The sequence below is a fragment of the Nioella ostreopsis genome, from assembly GCF_004000255.1.
In the GTDB taxonomy this organism is placed as follows: Bacteria; Pseudomonadota; Alphaproteobacteria; order Rhodobacterales; family Rhodobacteraceae; genus Nioella; species Nioella ostreopsis.
Genome location: NZ_RCIQ01000019.1, coordinates 41043 through 59426, shown reverse-complemented (window position 1 = coordinate 59426; position 18384 = coordinate 41043). Strand labels below are relative to the sequence as shown.

General features: G+C 65.3%; 20 protein-coding genes. 15 read left to right on the top strand and 5 right to left on the bottom strand.

Annotated elements, in window-relative coordinates:
- Nucleotides 1-3: 3 nt before the first annotated feature.
- Complete coding sequence (locus EP237_RS17540; protein ID WP_127562198.1) at nt 4-1191, bottom strand: alpha/beta hydrolase; 1188 nt, start codon at nt 1189-1191, stop codon at nt 4-6.
- 155 nt (nt 1192-1346) lie between these two features.
- On the opposite strand from EP237_RS17540, the gene EP237_RS17535 reads away from it, so the two are divergent.
- From EP237_RS17535 to EP237_RS17525, 3 genes are all read left to right on the top strand, one after another.
- Nucleotides 1347-1538, top strand: coding sequence for a hypothetical protein (locus EP237_RS17535; protein ID WP_127562197.1), 192 nt, complete (start codon nt 1347-1349; stop codon nt 1536-1538).
- A gap of 119 nt (nt 1539-1657) precedes the next feature.
- Complete coding sequence (gene purF, locus EP237_RS17530; RefSeq protein ID WP_127562196.1) at nt 1658-3133, top strand: amidophosphoribosyltransferase; 1476 nt, start codon at nt 1658-1660, stop codon at nt 3131-3133.
- Nucleotides 3126-3548, top strand: a complete 423-nt coding sequence (locus tag EP237_RS17525) for a DUF1284 domain-containing protein (protein WP_127562195.1) — start codon at nt 3126-3128, stop codon at nt 3546-3548. The genes purF and EP237_RS17525 overlap by 8 nt, the downstream gene beginning before the upstream one ends.
- A gap of 335 nt (nt 3549-3883) precedes the next feature.
- Here the strand turns inward: EP237_RS17525 and EP237_RS17520 are convergent, their stop codons facing one another.
- Nucleotides 3884-4477 (bottom strand): biotin transporter BioY, encoded by a 594-nt coding sequence (locus tag EP237_RS17520; RefSeq protein ID WP_127562194.1) that lies wholly within the window; start codon nt 4475-4477, stop codon nt 3884-3886.
- Between the two features lie 124 nt (nt 4478-4601).
- On the opposite strand from EP237_RS17520, the gene EP237_RS17515 reads away from it, so the two are divergent.
- Both EP237_RS17515 and EP237_RS17510 read left to right on the top strand, forming a co-directional pair.
- The gene (locus tag EP237_RS17515; RefSeq protein ID WP_127562193.1) at nt 4602-5270 is read left to right on the top strand and encodes an SDR family NAD(P)-dependent oxidoreductase; all 669 of its coding nucleotides are present in this window, start codon (nt 4602-4604) and stop codon (nt 5268-5270) included.
- A gap of 36 nt (nt 5271-5306) precedes the next feature.
- A complete protein-coding gene (locus EP237_RS17510) occupies nt 5307-6518 on the top strand; it encodes a multidrug effflux MFS transporter (RefSeq protein ID WP_127562192.1) in 1212 nt (403 codons plus the stop codon).
- A 20-nt stretch (nt 6519-6538) separates the two neighbouring features.
- On the opposite strand, the gene EP237_RS17505 is transcribed toward EP237_RS17510, so the two are convergent.
- The 3 genes from EP237_RS17505 to EP237_RS17495 form a co-directional block, all read right to left on the bottom strand.
- Nucleotides 6539-6871: a GYD domain-containing protein gene (locus EP237_RS17505; protein WP_127562191.1), complete on the bottom strand. Its 333-nt coding sequence runs from the start codon at nt 6869-6871 to the stop codon at nt 6539-6541.
- Between the two features lie 135 nt (nt 6872-7006).
- Nucleotides 7007-7453 (bottom strand): cell division protein ZapA, encoded by a 447-nt coding sequence (locus EP237_RS17500; protein WP_127562190.1) that lies wholly within the window; start codon nt 7451-7453, stop codon nt 7007-7009.
- Nucleotides 7446-8219 carry a hypothetical protein gene (locus EP237_RS17495; protein WP_127562189.1) on the bottom strand — a complete coding sequence of 258 codons (774 nt, stop codon included), beginning with the start codon at nt 8217-8219 and terminating at the stop codon, nt 7446-7448. The genes EP237_RS17500 and EP237_RS17495 overlap by 8 nt, the downstream gene beginning before the upstream one ends.
- A 274-nt stretch (nt 8220-8493) precedes the next feature.
- On the opposite strand from EP237_RS17495, the gene tkt reads away from it, so the two are divergent.
- The 10 genes from tkt to EP237_RS17450 all read left to right on the top strand — a co-directional run bounded on the left by tkt (nt 8494) and on the right by EP237_RS17450 (nt 18379).
- Nucleotides 8494-10509: a transketolase gene (gene tkt / locus EP237_RS17490; protein WP_127562188.1), complete on the top strand. Its 2016-nt coding sequence runs from the start codon at nt 8494-8496 to the stop codon at nt 10507-10509.
- Nucleotides 10510-10625: 116 nt separating this feature from the next.
- A complete protein-coding gene (locus EP237_RS17485; protein ID WP_164744753.1) occupies nt 10626-11870 on the top strand; it encodes a glycosyltransferase family 9 protein in 1245 nt (414 codons plus the stop codon).
- 318 nt (nt 11871-12188) lie between these two features.
- A complete protein-coding gene (gene gap, locus EP237_RS17480; protein WP_127562186.1) occupies nt 12189-13193 on the top strand; it encodes a type I glyceraldehyde-3-phosphate dehydrogenase in 1005 nt (334 codons plus the stop codon).
- 250 nt (nt 13194-13443) lie between these two features.
- A complete protein-coding gene (locus EP237_RS17475) occupies nt 13444-13689 on the top strand; it encodes a PepSY domain-containing protein (protein ID WP_127562185.1) in 246 nt (81 codons plus the stop codon).
- A gap of 103 nt (nt 13690-13792) precedes the next feature.
- Complete coding sequence (locus EP237_RS17470) at nt 13793-14332, top strand: cytochrome b/b6 domain-containing protein (protein ID WP_127562184.1); 540 nt, start codon at nt 13793-13795, stop codon at nt 14330-14332.
- Nucleotides 14329-14868, top strand: a complete 540-nt coding sequence (locus EP237_RS17465) for a helix-turn-helix transcriptional regulator (protein WP_127562183.1) — start codon at nt 14329-14331, stop codon at nt 14866-14868. The genes EP237_RS17470 and EP237_RS17465 overlap by 4 nt, the downstream gene beginning before the upstream one ends.
- A 65-nt stretch (nt 14869-14933) precedes the next feature.
- Nucleotides 14934-15596, top strand: a complete 663-nt coding sequence (locus tag EP237_RS17460; protein ID WP_127562182.1) for an outer membrane protein — start codon at nt 14934-14936, stop codon at nt 15594-15596.
- An 83-nt stretch (nt 15597-15679) separates the two neighbouring features.
- The gene (locus tag EP237_RS23185) at nt 15680-15823 is read left to right on the top strand and encodes a hypothetical protein (protein ID WP_164744752.1); all 144 of its coding nucleotides are present in this window, start codon (nt 15680-15682) and stop codon (nt 15821-15823) included.
- A 124-nt stretch (nt 15824-15947) separates the two neighbouring features.
- Nucleotides 15948-16949, top strand: a complete 1002-nt coding sequence (gap, locus tag EP237_RS17455; RefSeq protein ID WP_127562181.1) for a type I glyceraldehyde-3-phosphate dehydrogenase — start codon at nt 15948-15950, stop codon at nt 16947-16949.
- A gap of 251 nt (nt 16950-17200) precedes the next feature.
- On the top strand, nt 17201-18379 hold the full coding sequence (locus tag EP237_RS17450; protein ID WP_127562180.1) for a phosphoglycerate kinase: 1179 nt from the start codon (nt 17201-17203) through the stop codon (nt 18377-18379).
- Nucleotides 18380-18384 lie beyond the last annotated feature (5 nt).

Here is an 18384-nt window from a genome sequence, read left to right as displayed (position 1 = left end):
GGCCTATTCGCCTTCTGACAGGAAGCGGTCGAACTCGGTTACGGCCGCGTCCCATATCGGATCGCTCGGCACGACCATATGATTGGTCGAGTCCCAGGACTGAAATTCGGCATCCTTCAGCCGCCGTGCCATAAGCTTGGACTGGTCGGGGGACTGCACGGCATCGCCCGAACAATGCATGATCAGCACCGGACAGGTGATCCTGTCCAGCTTGTCCAGGACATCAATCTCGCCCACGACGCGCCGGATCTCGGCGGCAACTTCGGGGGTTGAGGACACGGTCTGAGTATGGACGAGGCTTTCCAGCTCTTCCGGGGTGGATCGCGGCGCAAAGACGGTCGCGACCGCCCGCATGAAGGGGCTGTCCGGAACCCCCCAGCCAGAGCGGATCATGGCCACCATGGTCTCGGTTTTCTCGGGCTCGCCCCGCGCGGTGGACCCCTGCACCAACCCGTTGTTCAGGATCATGCGGCTGACCCGGTCGGGGTGACGCGCCGCGAAGGTCACCGCCACGGGCACGCTTTGCGAGATCGCGTAGATCGGGAACTGGTCAAGCCCTGCCGCATCGGCCACGGCCTCCAGGTCATCGGCCAGTTCCTCGACACTCACGCGAGAGAAATCGACATCCCGATCCGACAGCCCCGTGCCGCGCGGATCATAGCGCACCAGCCGCCGCCGGGCGGACTGCCGGTCCAGCAGCGGGCGCCAGACCGGGCTGTGAAGATCGTGCTCCAGGTGGCTCAGCCAATGCCCGGCCCGCAGCAAGGGCGGCCCCGCCCCCATCTCGGCCCATGCGATACCCGTCCCATCGCGCGAACTGGTGTAGCGGATGACCTGCCGGACCGCCGGTCCTGCCGGTGCCGCGTGTCTTGCCTCATTGGTCCCGATCGTTACCGGAACGGCAAGCTGAATCCCCCGGCGCGGCACCGTGCGGATCACCGCCTGCCGTTTGCCATCATCCCCGACCGCCGCCCTCGCCGCCGCAACCCGTGCCGCAAGGGTGGAGTCAGAGACGATGCGCCCGTTCCAGATGTCCCTGATCATGTCGTCATAGCTGACAAGCTCGGGCGCGCGGGCGGCAAGCAGGACCAGCAGGTCGAAAACCTGCGGCTCGCAATGCACCTCCTGCCCGTCCCGCATGAGAACATGGGCACGGGCATCCAGCTGGCAATCTGCGAATTGATAGATCATGACCCATGATTGCGCGCTATTGCGCGATCTCTCAAGGAAAACAGCCGCCTCTCAAGACAAATCGGGCAAATCCCAAGACCTTCTAAAGACCGTCTTCAAGCGCGGGGGCCGGGCAACTGGCACAGTGGTGTCATCAGATGCAAAGGAGACACGCCATGACCGACACGATCAAAACCCGCCCCGATGGATCCATCGACACCGCCTACTACATGGCTCGTGGCCGCCATATGCGCAGCCAGCAGGCCGCCAGCCTGGCGCGTCAGAGCAGTCGCAAGACCATGTCGCTGGTGCCGGTTCTGGCTGTCTGCGGCCTCGCTGCCCTGCTGATCGTCCCGGCGCTCTTCTGACCCGACGGTCGCAGGGAACACATGCCGGAAATCGCACATTCACATATCTGTCACAGGTGACTTTGCCTGACTGGGGGGATATACGGACGCGGAATCGACCGGACGCGGAGCCATCCCCCATGCGTGACCTCGACAAGCCCTTCCTGAGCCACCCGTTTGATGACGACAAGCTCAAGGAGGAGTGCGGTGTCTTCGGCGTCATAGGCGTTGCCGACGCTTCCACCTTTGTCGCCCTCGGGCTGCATGCCCTGCAACATCGGGGGCAAGAGGCAGGCGGCATCGTCGCCCATGACCCCGAACAGGGGTTCAACTCCGCCCGCCGCTTTGGCTATGTGCGCGACAACTTCACCTCCGAGGAGGTGATGAAAACCGTCCCCGGCCCGCTCGCCATCGGCCATGTGCGCTATTCCACCGCCGGATCGAAGGGCAACACCGCGATCCGCGACGTGCAGCCCTTCTTTGGCGAGTTCGCCATGGGCGGCGCCGCGATTGCCCATAACGGCAATATCGTCAATGCCGAGGAATTGCGCCGCGAACTGATTGGCCGTGGCTCGATCTTCCAAAGCTCGTCTGACAGCGAATGCATCATCCACCTGATGGCGCGCAGCTATCAAAAGAACATTCCCGAACGGATGAAGGATGCGCTGCGCCGCGTCGAAGGCGCGTTCTCGGTCGTTGCCATGACCCGCACCAAGCTGATCGGTGTGCGTGACCCGCTCGGCGTGCGGCCTCTGGTTCTGGGCAAGGTGGGCGACGGATGGGCGCTGAGCTCCGAGACCTGCGCGCTCGACATCATCGGCGCGGAATTCGTGCGCGAGATCAAGCCCGGCGAAATGGTGGTGATCACCGCAGAAGGCATCGAAAGCTATATGCCCTTCGAACTGCGCAAACCACGCTTCTGCATTTTTGAGCATGTCTATTTCTCGCGCCCCGACAGCATCCTCGGTGGCCGCTCCGTCTATGAAACCCGCGAGGCCATCGGCCGCGAACTGGCCAAGGAGGCCCCGGTCGAGGCCGATCTGGTCTGCCCGGTGCCCGACAGCGGCACGCCCGCGGCCATCGGCTTTTCGCTGGAATCGGGCATCCCCTACGCCATGGGCATCATCCGCAACCAGTATATGGGCCGAACCTTTATCGAGCCCACGGAAAGCATCCGCAACATGGGCGTCCGGCTGAAGCTGAACGTCAACCGGGCGCTTATTCAGGGCAAACGGGTGATCCTGGTCGATGACAGCGTGGTGCGCGGCACCACAAGCCGCAAGATCAAGGAAATGATCCTCGATGCCGGCGCGAAAGAGGTCCATTTCCGTATCGCCTCGCCCCCCACGGCCTGGCCCTGCTTCTACGGCGTCGACACCCCACAGCGCGAAAAACTGCTGGCCGCCACGATGAGCGAAGATGAAATGCGTCAGCATCTGCAAGTGGACAGCCTGCGCTTCATCTCGCTTGACGGGCTCTACCGCGCTGTTGGCGAGGCCGAGGGCCGCAACACGGCCTGCCCGCAATATTGTGACGCCTGCTTCTCTGGTGACTACCCGGTCAAGCCGACCGATGTGGTGAACGCGGGCAAGCTCGCCCTCAAGGAAGATGCCTGACACGCTCCGTTTCCGCCCGCATCACTTTCTTTGTGCGCTTGGCTATCAGGGCAAGGGCTATTCGGACGCGTTCACCGCCAATATGACCGCCATCGTGGTGGACCGCCTGCGCGCGCCCGGCGGCGATCAGGTGGTGATCGAGACCACTGGCCACACGGACGATATCTGCATCCCCTGCCCCAAGCGGCGCGGGCGGCTCTGCACCAACCAAGCCGCGATCGCGACGCTCGACCGCGCCCATGCGGCGGCCCTGAAGCTCAAACCGCGCGAGCGGCTTACCTGGGGGCAGGCGCAGCAACGCATCCTCGACAATGTCCCGCCCGGCAGCCTGTCCACGCTCTGCGCGGGCTGCCAATGGCTCGATCTGGGCCTCTGCGAAACCGCGCTCCAGAATCTCCACGACGCCAACGCATAGCCCCCCGCGCGAGTCGGGGCCGGGTCAAGGGTCGCGCCAGCGACGGCCGCAGGCCGCTTGCCCTTGACGCGGGCGCGACTCGCAACAGCCTCGCAATGGTTCTGTTGCAGGGCATATCCCGGCAACAGGACCTCTCAGCGAACAGGCAACGCCCTCTCAGCCATCACTCCGCCAGTTCGTTACCACAGACCTCACAAATATCCCGTGGCAACGCGGCCCGACGACGGCCCCGAAGGGGCCCGAGGAGGGGCGCTCCCCGGTCGACGCCGGCAGGCGGCGAAACGAAAACGCCGCCCCCAGGGACGGCGTTTCCAATCATGCAATCCGATGACGTCTCAGCGCGACAGCGCCTTCCAGCCACCCGCGACCAGCAGGGCCGCGATCACGGCCTTGACGGCATCGCCCAGAAGGAAGGGGGCAACAAACCAGGTCCAGTAGAACCCGGCATCCTGCGCGACCCAACCGGCCTCGAACCCGAAACCGCCAGCCATCAGGGCAGGCCAGGCCACGCCCGGCACGTAAAGCGCCGCCGAGATCAGCAGTGCCGACAGCGCCGTGCCAACCACGCCGCGCGCCAGGCCACGCTCGGCCGCGAAACCCGCGGCCCAGGCCATGGCGACGAAGCCAAGCAGGAAGCCTGCGGTCGGGCCCGCGAAGGCCAGCCCGTTCATGCCATTAGCGAAGACCGGCAGACCCATGGCCCCTTCGGCCAGATAAGCCACCAGCGTCAGCGCCCCAAGGCGCGCGCCATAGACGAAGCCCACCATCAGGATGGCGAGCGTCTGCAAGGTCATCGGAACCGGCAGCATCGGTACGGAAATCTGGGCAGCAACTGCAATGAAGGCCGATCCGGCCAGTACCAGCATCGCCTTGCGGGCGGTGCTTCCAGTGCCGATCACGGCCTGGCTCAGGGTCATTTCGCGGCTCATGCGCGTCTCCTTTTGAAAGCAAGTTCCCCTTTGGCCCGTTTGTCTCTGCCCCCCGGTGCAAAGTCAAGCAGCTAAGGGCCGCGCCCCCTTGCCAAGCCCCGGATTTCCCGCCATCACGCGGGCCATGGAACAGAAATCTCTCGATGGCCGGATCGCTCTTGTCACCGGCGCTTCGCGCGGCCTTGGGGCCGTCTGTGCAGAATGGCTTGCCGCGCGCGGGGCCCATGTGGTGGCCGTGGCGCGCACCACCGGCGGGCTGGAAGAGCTTGACGACCGCATACAGGCCAAGGGCGGCAGCACCACGCTTGCGCCCATGGATATCACCACCGAGGCCGCGATGGCCCATCTCTGCCGCTCGATCCATGACCGGTGGGGCAAGGCCGATATCTGGGTCCATGCGGCGATCCATGCCACCGCGCTGACCCCTGCCGCCCAGATCCGTGAAAAGGATCTCGACGCCAATATCGCCACCAATATCCGCGCCACCGCGCGGCTGATTGCCATGGTCGAGCCGCTGATCACGCCATCCGACATCGCAACGGCGGTGTTCTTCGATGACGAGGGCGACCCGATGTACAGCGGCGCCTATGCCATGTCCAAGGCGGCGCAACGGGCGCTGGTCAGCCGCTGGCAGGCGGAAAGCGCCAAGCATGGGCCCCGCGTGGCCCTGCTCAAGCCAAACCCGATGCCGACCGCCGTGCGCGCGCGGTTCTATCCCGGTGAGGATCGGGATGCGCTGGCAAGTCCGAGGGACGAGGCCGCGCGCCTTCTCGCCCCGCTTTTCCCTGCCTGACATGCCGAGCGCGTCCCACTTCCCAAGGGGGCGCGCATGAGCATTCCCACCGCGACCCGGACCCCGCCGCGGTTCTGGACGCTGGTCGGTCTGACGGCGCTGCCGCCGCTGACGCTCAATATGATCCTGCCCTCGCTGCCCGTGATCGCGGCGGAAATGCAGGTCAGCTATGCCACCGCCAATCTGGCACTGGCGGGCTATCTGGGCCTGACCGCATTCATCCAGATCATCGCCGGCCCCTTGTCGGATCGGTTCGGGCGCCGCCCCGTGGTTTTGGTGGCGCTGGCGGTGTTCACGCTCGCCTCGGCCCTGTGCTATCTGGCGGAGAGCTTTCCGCTGTTCCTGGCCGCACGGCTGATGCAGGGCGCGATCATCTCCTGTTTCGCCATGACGCTGGCCATCACCCGCGACACCCACGCCCGCGAAGCGGCTGCCGCGCGGATCGGACTTCTGTCCATGTCCATGGCCATCGCGCCGATGCTGGGGCCGATGGTGGGCGGGGTGATCGAGGCGGTGTTTGGCTGGCGCGCGATCTTTCTGGGCTACGGGCTGGCGGGGGCGGTTCTGCTGGCGATCTGTTGGCACGATCTGGGAGAAACCGCCGCCCGCGACGGCGGCGGGTTCCGCGCCATGGCAGAGGCCTTCCGCCGCCTGCTCCGCCTGCCCCGATTCTGGGGCTTTGCCGTGACCATGATGTTTTCCACCGGCACGTTCTTCATCTTCCTTGCCGGCGCGCCGCTGGTGGCCGGTCAGGTTTTCGGCCTCAGCCCCGCCATGGTCGGCCTCGCCGTGGGCTCCGTCACGCTTGGCTTCCTGATGGGCAGTTTCCTCTCGGCGCGCCTGTCAGAGCGGGCCGGGGTGACGCGCATGATGCTGTCGGGCCGCATCGTGGCGACATCCGGCGTTGCGGCGGGGCTGGCGCTGACCCTCGCCCTCGGCCCCGCTCTGCCGGTGGTCTTCGTGGCGACGCTGTTCGTGGGTATCGGCAACGGGCTGACCATGCCCAACAGCCATGCGGGCGCCATGTCGGTCGCGCCCGAGATTTCGGGCAGCATCGCCGGGATCACCGGAGCGCTGACGGTGGCGGCGGGCGGCGGTCTGAGCTGGCTGACAGGCGCGGTGATGACCCCGGCCCGCGCCACAGAGACCTGGCTGAGCGTCCTTCTGGCCGCCTGCCTGATCGGGCTGGCAGCAGCCCAGTGGCTACGAATGGATGAGAAAAAGGCGACCCCCGAAAGGGCCGCCTGATACGTGTCCATTCCGATGTCTCAGGTGCCGGGCGTGCGATAGCTGTCGGCAATCTTCCCGGCTTTCTCCGCCACTTTGGCGAACTCCCCGGAACTCCAGGCACGCACGGTTTTCATATCGGTGACCGACCCGGAGGCCCCCGCGACCATCACACCGGCCATGAAATCCTCCGCCGCATCGGCCTCGGCCACAAGCATGAAATCACTCTCGCCGGTGGTCACATAGTAACTCACCATCTTGCCCCCTGCCGCGTTGACAATCGCCGCGACGGCACCGGTCCGGTCTTCGGGTTTTGCCATCAACCCCCGCACCGCATCGAGCGAATAACGCCCGGTAAGAATAAACGTCGCCATGGATTTCCCCCTATGATTGAAGGGGCAATAGCTAACACAATCGAAAGGCAACCCCTAATCCACTCCACATGCGGTGTTCCAATAGAAAACGGCCCCCGCATAGGGGGCCGATCGCATGATGTTCCTGAATGAGGATCAGTCGTCCTGCCCGGCTCCACCCTCTTCCAGCTCCAGCGCCAGCGCCTCGGCCCGCGCGGCGATCTCGGCCAGGCTGTCGGACACATCGGCGGGGATCACCGGCACCGAAACCTGTTCGGGGTCCGGTGGCGGGGCTGACTCCAGCTCGGAAATCCGGCGGGCGCGTTCGGCCAGCCGTTCCTCTGCATCGGCCAGGGCCCGGTCGCGGGCGCGCAGGGTTTCCTCGGCCCGTTGCAGGTCTTCCTCCAGACCGGCGGTCTTGTCAGCCAGCATCAGCCCGGCCATCAACAGCATCCGCTCCGATGGCATCCGGCCGATCTGGCCCAGAACCACGCTGGCCTCGGTATCGAGCATCTGGGCGGCGGCGCGCAGGAACGGCTCTTCGCCTTCCTGACAGGCAACGGTGAAGTCCCGGCCCCCGATCTGGATCACGATCTCAGGCATCGGCGGCACCTCCTTGCAGGACGGGTCGGATCTCGGACAGGATCGCGCGGGCCTCGGCGGCCTCGGCGGCGCGGTCGGCTTTCAGGCTTTCCAGTTCCGCCGCCAGCGCACTGGTCACCAGATCGTCATCTGGCGGTCCCTCTGCGGCGATGGCTTCGCGCAGCTCCTCGATCGTGTCGCGCAGGGCGCGGTTGCTGTCGCGCAGGCGGGCCAGTTCACCGGAGGCGGACGGCGCGCTGGCATCGGTCAGGGCCTGAAGCTGGTCAAGCTTGCCCTCGACCTCTTCAAGCTGATCGCGCACTTCGTTAAACTCGGCGCGGACGGTCTTGCGTTCCTCACGCAGCCGCGCAATCCGGCGGCGCAGCACGCTTTCCACCTCGCGCTGACGGGCGAGTTCCGCTTCGAGCTCTTCCCGATCAGGGCCGTCCGGTTCCGCGGCTGGCTCGGGGGCCGAATTCAGCTGTGCCTGCAACTCGGCAATGTCGCGATTTGCCTGATCCGCATCCGCCTGACGCGCGGATTCCACCGCGCGCAGACGTTCGTTCAGATCCGCATTGGCGCTTTGTTCCGATTGCAGCGCCGCCTGAGTTTCCTCAAGCGCCGCCGAAAGGGCCGCCAGACGTTCTTCCAATTCGCTTGTATCCGCGGCGGCTGCCGGGGCCGGTGCCGCGGTCCGAGCCGCCACCCCTCGGGCAATCCTGTCCAGCGCCGTTGTAATGCGGTGTTCAAGCGCCGCGATCTGTTCCAGATCCGTGGTCTCGTTCATCCTGTGCCACGCCTCTTCTACTCTACCGCCCGCGCGCGCATCCCGGGCTGTTCTTTTTACGCGCCATAGAGGGGCGCGGTCTGCCCACCTGCCCCTGCCGACAGCGAATCGCATCCGGGCCGGATTTGCAACCATTTCCGGGCCGAAATCCACGGGTTGGGCCGATTTTACGCGGTTTTGGCGGTCCTCCGCCTCTGCGCGTGCTTGCACTCGCCCCCCCCTCTGCTAAGACCGCGCGCGAGCCCGCTAACATGACATATGAAGGACGCGCCCCTTGGACCTTTCTGCTCTTGCCGCCCGGAACCCCGATCACTGGCGCAAAGCCGCCTGCATCCGCGCGCTGACACTCGACGCTGTCGCTGCCGCCAATTCCGGCCATTCCGGCATGCCCATGGGCATGGCCGATGTCGCCACCGTGCTGTTCGAGAAGCACCTGAAATTCGACGCAAGCGCCCCTCGCTGGCCCGACCGCGACCGGTTCATCCTGTCGGCGGGCCATGGCTCGATGCTCATCTATTCGCTGCTGCACCTGACCGGCTATGCCGACATGACGCTGGAGCAGATCAAGAACTTCCGCCAGTTGGGCGCGATCACCGCAGGCCACCCGGAATACGGCCATATGGAAGGGGTGGAAACCACCACCGGCCCGCTCGGTCAGGGCATCTCCAATGCCGTGGGCTTTGCCATGGCCGAGGAAAACCTGCGCGCCCGGTGGGGCGCCAAGGTGATGGATCACTACACCTATTGCATCGCGGGCGATGGCTGCCTGATGGAAGGCATCAGCCAGGAAGCCATCGGTCTGGCTGGCCGGCATGAGCTGTCGAAACTGATCGTCTTCTGGGACAACAACGACATCACCATCGACGGCAAGGTCAGCCTGTCGGACCGCACCGATCAGGTGATGCGGTTCAAGGCCTCTGGCTGGGACGTGTTCGAGTGCGACGGCCATGACCCCGAGGCCATCGACGCCGCGATCACTGCGGCCAAGGCCAGCCCCCGCCCCGCGATGATCGCCTGCAAGACCCACATTGCTATCGGCCACGCGGCGCAGGACACCTCCAAGGGCCATGGCGCGCTGACCGATGCGGGCCAGTTGCAGGCCGCGAAAGAGGCCTATGGCTGGGAATTTGGCCCCTTCGAGATCCCCGCCGATCTGAAAGCCGCCTGGGAAGCCATCGGCGCCCGCGGCGCCGCGGAACGCGGCGAATGGGAAACCCGTGTCGCGATGCTGTCGAACCAGAAGCAGGCGGAATTTGCCCGCTCCTTCGCCGGTGACATGCCCAAGAAGCTCTCGGCCACCATCAAGGCGCTGAAAAAGCAGGTGTCCGAGACCCAACCCAAGGTCGCGACTCGCAAGGCCAGCGAAATGGCGCTGGAGGTGATCAACCCGGTGGTGGGCGAAACCATGGGCGGCTCGGCCGACCTGACCGGATCGAACAACACCAAGACCGGCGACATGGGCGTCTTCGACGTGGACAACCGCGCAGGCCGCTATGTCTATTACGGTATCCGCGAACACGGCATGGCCGCGGCGATGAACGGCATGGCGCTGCATGGCGGCGTGCGCCCCTATGGCGGCACCTTCTTCACCTTCACCGACTACGCCCGCCCCGCAATGCGGCTGGCGGCGCTGATGGGAATCTCGGTGCAGTTCGTGATGACCCATGACTCGATCGGTGTGGGCGAAGATGGCCCGACCCACCAGCCGGTGGAACATCTGGCAATGCTGCGCGCGACGCCGAACATGCTGGTCTTCCGCCCTGCCGACGCGGTGGAAACCGCTGAGGCCTGGGAAGTGGCGCTGAACCAGAAAACCACGCCCTCGACCCTGGCACTGAGCCGCCAGAACCTGCCGACGGTGCGCACCGAGCACAAGAATTCCAACCTTGTCGAGCGTGGGGCCTATGTTCTGGCCGATGCGGATGGCAAGCGGCAGGCGATCCTGATGGCCAGCGGCTCGGAAGTCTCCATCGCCATGGCGGCGCGCGACATCCTGCAGGCCGAAGGCATTGGCGTGCGGGTCGTGTCCATGCCGTGCATGGAGCTGTTCGCGGCGCAGGACGACGCCTATCGCAAGCGGGTTCTGCCCGGTGGCGCGGTGCGCGTGGCGGTCGAGGCCGCCGTGCGTCAGGGCTGGGACCAGTGGCTGCTTGGCGAACGCGGCCGCGAGGCCAAGGCAGGCTTTGTGGGCATGGACAGCTTCGGCGCGTCGGCTCCGGCAGATCAGCTCTACACCCATTTCGGCATCACCGCCGAGGCCGTGGCCGACAAGGTGCGCGCCTTGCTGTGATCCGACCCGATCGGATGAGATGACACAGACCGCCGTTCCGGGCTTCTCCGGGACGGCGTTTTCCGTCCTCGCCCCTTGCCCCGGAAATCATTGACTTCGCGCGCGCCTGCCCGAAGATGGCCCGGCCCCATGCCCTGCCAGAGACCGCCCGAGTGACAGACACCCCGCCAGACCCGTCCCGGATTCCGGCCCTGTTCGAGGCGGGACAGGTCGATAGGTTACGCCAGGCTGTGCAGGCTCTGACGCCGGGCGCGGGCCACAGCCAACTGTTTCCCTACCTGCTGGCCGCCGGGGCGCTTGGGGCGTTGCCGCGCCCGTTGCTGGACAGCTGGCTTGAGGTGATCCCGGAGGATCTGCGCCCGGATCTGCGCTATCGGGCCCTGATCGGCTGCGGCTGCTGGACCCGGGCCGCCACCCTGCGCCACCATCCCGCGCGCAGTGGCAATGACGCCTTTCAATCCGCCTGTCGGATGTCGGCTTCGCTGGCGCTGCTGGCCGCTGGAAAGCCCCGGATGGGAATGCGCTTCTATCATTACCGCATGGCGGCGGGCAGCGGCTATCTTCGCCATGTCACCCGCGTGTATTCCTATCGTCCTGCCTGGCAGACACAGGCTGGCACGATCTTTCTGGATCAGGGGGTCGGTGACCGGTTCCTGCATCTGGCGCATATCAGGGCACACCATCCCCCGCATCCCCTGACCTTCGCTGTGGTGCCACGCTGGCAGCCGGTCATCGCGTGGCTGTTCCCCGAGGATCGCGTGATCGACATGCCGACCGCACCAGGCAAACCGGTGACAGAGGCCAATGCCTCGGGAGATTATCTGGCGCTGGCGATGTTCAAGACGGGCCGCTTCGCCCCCGCCGCCCGGCTGGGGCCACCCGTGCGGCGCGGGCCGCCACGCTTCGGGCTGGTCTGGCGGGGCGGCAGCCACCAGAACCAGACGGAGGAACGGCAGATGTTCCTGCGCACCCTGCTGGACCTTTTGCCGGACGGCACCGGGCTTGTCGCCCTACAACCCAGTCTGACCGAAGAAGAGCGCGGGGTGCTGCGGGCCATGCCGGGGATGCACCTGCCCGCCTTCGACGTCACGGCAGACCTCAAATCCTATGCCAGGCTTGTATCCGGACTGGCCGGAGTCATCGGCGTCGATAACAGCGCCGTGCATGTGGCGGGGGTGTTCGGCGTGCCCTCCTATACTTTCATGAACCGCGCGGCCCATTGGTATTGGGGTCCGGGCAAGACCACCGACGCGCTCTACCCCGAAGGCAGAACCGGTTCCATCGACGCACCGGACCGGGCCGATCTGCACCGGTGGATGGACGAGTGTCGATCCCGCTATGCGGCGCGTAGTCCCGCCTAAAGGCGGCACTGACCGGCGGGGGGCGCCCCCTCGGATCGTCGCGCATTCGGCGCTGGACCAGCCCGACGTCATCGGTGCGGAAATGGAAACAATCCATCCGCCAGGCGGCAGCCCTCGCTGCAACCGCCACGACAGAATCGCCCCGGACACCGGATCAGCGTGGCCAGATCATGCCGCAGCGCAGCAGGAGCCCCCGAAATGTCATGCGCTAACAGTCACTTTTATCGCTAACAGTTTTGAACTCCTTGGCTTTTCGGGTTCTCAGAACAGCCTCTAACACCTATACACCGGCGCAAGCAGACCCAAGGAGCACGCGCCATGACTGTTACCATCGGCATCAACGGATTTGGCCGCATCGGCCGTTGCACGCTGGCCCATATCGCTGAAAGCGCCCGCAACGACGTGCAGGTCGTCAAGATCAACGCCACCGGCCCGATCGAGACCTCGGCCCACCTGTTGCGCTATGACAGCGTCCATGGCCGATTTGCCGGCACCGTCACCACCGAGGGCGACACGATGGACCTGGGCCGCGGCCCGATGAAGGTCTTTTCCACCTATGACCCGCGCGAGCTGGACTGGTCGGGCTGCGACGTGGTTCTGGAATGCACCGGCAAGTTCAATGACGGCACCAAGGCCAGCGTCCATATGGAACAGGGTGCAAAATCGGTCCTGATCTCGGCCCCCGCCAAGAACGTCCAGCGCACCGTGGTCTATGGCGTGAACCACCGCGATCTGGTCGATGGCGAAACCATGGTGTCCAACGGCTCCTGCACCACCAATTGCCTCGCGCCGCTGGCCAAGGTGCTGAACGACGCAATCGGCATCGAAAGCGGTCTGATGACCACGATCCACAGCTATACCGGCGACCAGCCGACGCTGGACCGTCGCCACAGCGACCTTTATCGCGCCCGCGCCGCCGCCATGGCGATGATCCCGACCTCGACCGGCGCCGCCAAGGCGCTTGGCGAGGTGCTGCCGGAACTGGCGGGCAAGCTCGACGGCACCGCGATGCGGGTGCCCACGCCGAACGTGTCCGCCGTTGACCTGACCTTCGTGGCGGGCAAGGACGTGACCGTGGCCGATGTGAACGAGATCGTCGCCGAAGCCGCCAATGGCTACATGGGCATGGTCATGGCCTACGACCCCGAGCCCAAGGTCTCCATCGACTTCAACCACACCACGCAATCCTCGATCTTCGCGCCCGACCAGACCAAGGTCTCGGGCAAGCGTCTGGTGCGGGTGCTGGCCTGGTATGACAATGAATGGGGCTTCTCGGCGCGCATGGCCGACGTGGCCGCCCATATGGGCCGCCTGCTGAACTGACCCCCACCGATCTTTCCTGCACTGCAACGCCCGGGCCCCGCGCCCGGGCGTTTTTCGTTGCGAAACAGCGCCATGAACCGGGGTTCACGGTCCTAAACCGGGGACGCAAAGCCCCGGGCATCAACCTGGGGCCAATGGCGGACGGCGGTGGTGGGCGGCATCTGGGCTCCGCGGCACCCGACAAGGGCGCCCTCCAAGACGACCCCAAGACTGACCCAAGACAAGACTGATCCAAGAAAGGACATCCCCCATGAAACGTATCGCCATCGCGCTTGCCATGATCCTGCCCGCCACCGCCGCCCTCGCCTCGGGCGGGGCCGTGTCAGAGGACGTGCAGGCCCAGATCCGCACGCTCCTGACCGACCAGGGCTACGAGGTGCGCTCGGTCCAGATGGAGGACGGCATGTACGAGGCCTACGCCATGCGCGACGGGCTGCGTTACGAGATCTATCTCGACGACACCTTGACCATCGTCGACGTCAACGGCGACGACTGATCCCTCCCCGCCCCCCAGAGGGGAGGGCACGTCCCGGGGGTTGGCGCCGTCCCTGCCCCCGCCCCCGGGACCGTCCCGAAGACCGAAAGGACCCAAGATGTCGATGAAAAGATACAAGGTGTGGGACCCGCTGGTGCGCGTCTTTCATTGGTCTCTGGTGCTGGCCTTCGGGGCCAATGCCCTGCTGACCGACCCCGAGAGCAACCTGCACGAATGGATCGGCTACACCGTCGTGGCGCTGGTGGCGCTGCGCATCCTGTGGGGGCTCGTTGGCAGCCACTACGCCCGCTTTTCCAGCTTCCTGCCCTCGGCCTCGGGTGCGATGGGGCAACTGTCCGACCTGGCCACGGGCCGGCGCCGGGTGCACCTTGGTCACACGCCACTTGGCGCGCTGATGATCTACAACCTGCTGCTGGCAATGCTTGCCATCGGCGCGACCGGCTACATGATGACCACCAATGCCTACTGGGGCGTCGAATGGGTGAAGGAGCTGCACGAGGTGCTGGTGACCTGGGCCGAGATCTCGGTTGTCGCCCATATCGCGGCGGTGATCTGGGAGAGCCTGCGCACCGGCGTCAATCTGCCCCGTGCGATGGTTTCGGGTGTGAAAACCGTTCCGGACGGTCTAAACCCGGAGGCATGAAACGGCCCTATTCCGAACAGCCCGCCATCGTTCTTGGCCTCATTGCCGTGCAGATCCTCTGCGCGGCAGTCTTTCTGTGGGACGTGACCGAGGACGGGATTGCCGCCATGGTCAGCGGCTTGCTCGACATGCATCTCAATGTCGAGGCGGCGGCGGTCATCGCACTGATCGCGGGCATCGTCTTCGAGGCGCGGGTGCTGATGCGGCTTCTGCAGCGCAAGGCCCATCTGGAACGGCAGGTGAGCCTCGCCGCCCGCGCCTTTCATGACGTGATCGAGGAACGCTTCACCGCTTGGGCGCTGACCACAGCCGAACGCGACGTGGCCCATTTCACGGTGAAGGGCCTGTCGATCACCGATATCGCCGGGCTGCGCGGATCGGCCGAGGGCACGGTGAAATCGCAGCTCAACGCCATCTATCGCAAGGCGGGCGTGGGCAATCGCGGCGAGCTTCTGAGCCTCCTGATCGAAGAGATCATGGACCATGACAGTGCCATGGACGACGCGGGGCAAGCGGTCGCGGAAACCTCTGGATAATTGGTTAATTCTATCCTCTACTGCCCTCGGGGATAACGAAGATTCGATCTTCGAGAGGGGAACAGATGATCAAGAAACTCACGTCACACTTTCGTCTTGCGATGACCGGACTGGCGATGGTGACCATGCTCGCCAGCACGATGGCCGCCCATGCCGAGGACCGCAGCACGGCCTTCGATTACTCTGGGGCCTTTGCCGGGTTTTCCATGACCTACGCGTTCGGCCAGTCCAACTGGACCGATCCGCTTGCCCCCGCCAGTACCGGAGTGTTTGACCTTGCCGGGCGCGGTGGCGGGGCGATTGTCGGGTATAATTGGCGAACGGGGCGGGCCTATTTCGGCCTGGCGCTGGACATCACGGTGACCCCTGCGGATGGCACCGGCTATGGTGGCTGCGCCACAGGCTGTGACACCACGCTGCAAAGCTATGCCGCCTTGCGCGCACAACTAGGCCAGCGCATGGGGGACGGGCATCTTTACGGTTTTGCTGGCCTCGCCATGGGCCGCGTCGACCTGGCCCCGGTCGGGTTTGCCCGGCAGGAACGTGATCTGGGCGGCTGGCTGGTCGGGATCGGCTATGAACATCCGCTGCAAGATGGATGGACCTTCCGGGCAGAGCTGCAATACATGGATTTCGAGGATACGCGCTATACGCTTTCCGGCCCGGTTCAAACGGTTTCGGACAATCGGGTGGGCATGTTGCGGCTCGGCCTGACGCGGTATTTCTGACGCAAGAGACGTCGGGCGGGGTTTCGCAGCGGCGCCCGCTTGCCTAGACTGGCCACGATTTCCTAGCAGGGCATTGCACCGACATGACCAACATCATTGCGCTATGGCTGGCCGTCCTGATCGTGGCGCTTTTCGCGGCCGACTTTCTCTATTTCGGATGGGACCTGCATATCGAACTCGGCAGACAGATGCTGCGCCTTCTGGACACCGTGGCGTTCTGGCGCTGATCCCCGGCACAGGCTGAAATCCGGCTTCCCTTTCGTGGGCGGATCGGCTACATAGCGAACATGTTAGCGTTAACATGGCCATGTGGGCGGGTCCCCGGGCCAGACTCAAGCAAGAGGATTTGCCATGACCGTGAAAGTTGCCATCAACGGGTTTGGCCGCATCGGGCGCAACGTTCTGCGCGCCCTGATCGAAACCGGTCGCACGGATCTTGAGGTCGTCGCGATCAATGACCTTGGCCCGGTCGAGACCAATGCGCATCTGCTGCAATATGACAGCGTCCATGGCCGCTTTCCTCAGGAAGTGACCTATGGCGAGGGCTGGATCGACGCAGGCCGCGGCAAGATCGCCGTCACCGCCATCCGCAACCCCGCCGAGTTGCCCTGGGGCGATGTCGATATCGTCCTGGAATGCACCGGCATCTTCAAGGGCGACAAGGCCAAGGTGCATCTGGAAAACGGCGCGTCGCGCGTGCTGGTCTCGGCGCCGTCCTCTGGCGCGGACAAGACCATCGTCTATGGTGTGAATCATGAGACACTGACCGGCGCGGACCTGCATGTATCGAATGCCTCCTGCACGACGAACTGCCTCGCCCCGGTGGTGAAAGTGCTGAATGACGGCATCGGCATTTCGCGCGGCTTCATGACCACGATCCATTCCTATACCGGCGACCAGCCGACGCTGGACACGATGCATTCCGACCTCTACCGCGCCCGCGCCGCGGCGATGAGCATGATCCCCACCTCGACTGGCGCCGCCCGCGCCGTGGGTCTGGTTCTGCCGGAACTGGCGGGCAAGCTCGACGGGGTTGCCGTGCGGGTACCGACGCCGAATGTGTCGGTCGTGGACCTGACCTTTGAGGCCACCCGCGACACCACGGTCGAAGAGATCAACGCGCTGATCCGCGCTGCCGCCTCTGACGGGCCGCTCAAGGGCATTCTGGGCGTGACCGACAAGCCGCTGGTGTCGATGGATTTCAACCATGACCCGCACAGCTCCACCTTTGCGACCGACCAGACCAAGGTGCTGGAAGGCCGCATGTGCCGGATCCTGACCTGGTATGACAATGAATGGGGCTTCTCCTGCCGGATGCTGGATACCGCCGTGGAGATGGGCAAGCATCTTTGAGCGGATTTCGCCGCCTTTGGCGTCGATCCGGGAGCGCCCCTCCTCTGGCCCCTGCGGGGCCGTCGTCGGGCCGCGTTGCCACGAGATCGTGGTGAGCTGCGGTCTGCTGGCATGACCCTCCGCGCCGGTTGAGGGGGTAGATGCCTCCGGCGGGAGTATTTGGACCAAGAAGAAGGGGCAGCGGCATGATGGCGGCTGCCCTTTTGCCTTCGGGATGCTATGAGCGGCGCAACATTTGACAGGAGGATTCCATGGGCTGGAAAACGCTCGATGACATGGAGCTTGCGGGCAAGATCGTGCTGACCCGCGTCGATATCAACGTACCGGTGGAAGATGGACGGGTGACGGATGCCACGCGGATCGAGCGGATCGTGCCGACGGTGAAGGATATCCTTGCCCATGGCGGCACGCCGGTTCTGCTGGCGCATTTCGGGCGGCCCAAGGGCAAGATGGTGCCGGAGATGAGTCTGCGGGTGACCCTGCCGGTGCTGGAAGAGAAGCTGGGGCACAAGGTCACATTCATCGAGACGCCCTCGCGCGCGGTGCTGGAGGCGCTGCCTGCGGGCACCGTGGTGCTGGTGGAAAACACCCGCTTTTCCCCGATGGAGGAAAAGAACGATCCCGCAATGGCTGGGTTCCTGGCCTCTTTGGGCGATATCTACTGCAACGATGCGTTTTCCGCGGCGCACCGGGCCCATGCCTCGACCGAAGGGGTGGCGCGGCTTCTGCCCTCCTGCGCGGGACGGCTGATGGCGGAGGAGCTTTCGGCGCTGGACAAGGCGCTTGGCACCCCGGCGCGACCGGTGGCCGCCGTGGTGGGCGGGGCCAAGGTGTCAACCAAGCTCGACCTTCTGGGCAATCTGGTGGAAAAGGTGGATCATCTGGTGATCGGGGGCGGCATGGCCAACACCTTCCTGGCCGCGCAGGGTGTGAACGTGGGCAAGTCGCTGGCCGAGCATGAGATGGCCGAGACCGCCCGCGACATTCTCGACAAGGCCACCGCCGCGGGCTGCGCGGTGCATCTGCCCGTCGATATCGTCGTGGCCCGCGAATTTGCCGCCAATGCCGCGCATGACACCCTGCCCGTGGACCAGTGCCCCGAGGACGCGATGATCCTCGATGCCGGTCCCGCCACGGTGGCGGCGCTGAAAGAGGTGTTCGGCCAGTGCAAGACGCTGATCTGGAACGGCCCGCTTGGCGCCTTCGAGATCGAGCCCTTCGACGCCGCCACCAATGCCGCCGCGGCGGAAGCCGCGCGATTGACCGAAGAGGGCAAGCTGATTTCCGTGGCGGGCGGGGGCGATACGGTTGCGGCGCTGAACAAGGCGGGCGCGGCGGATCGCTTCACCTATATCTCGACCGCGGGCGGGGCCTTCCTGGAATGGATGGAGGGCAAGACCCTGCCCGGCGTGGCCGCGCTGGAGGGCTGATCGCC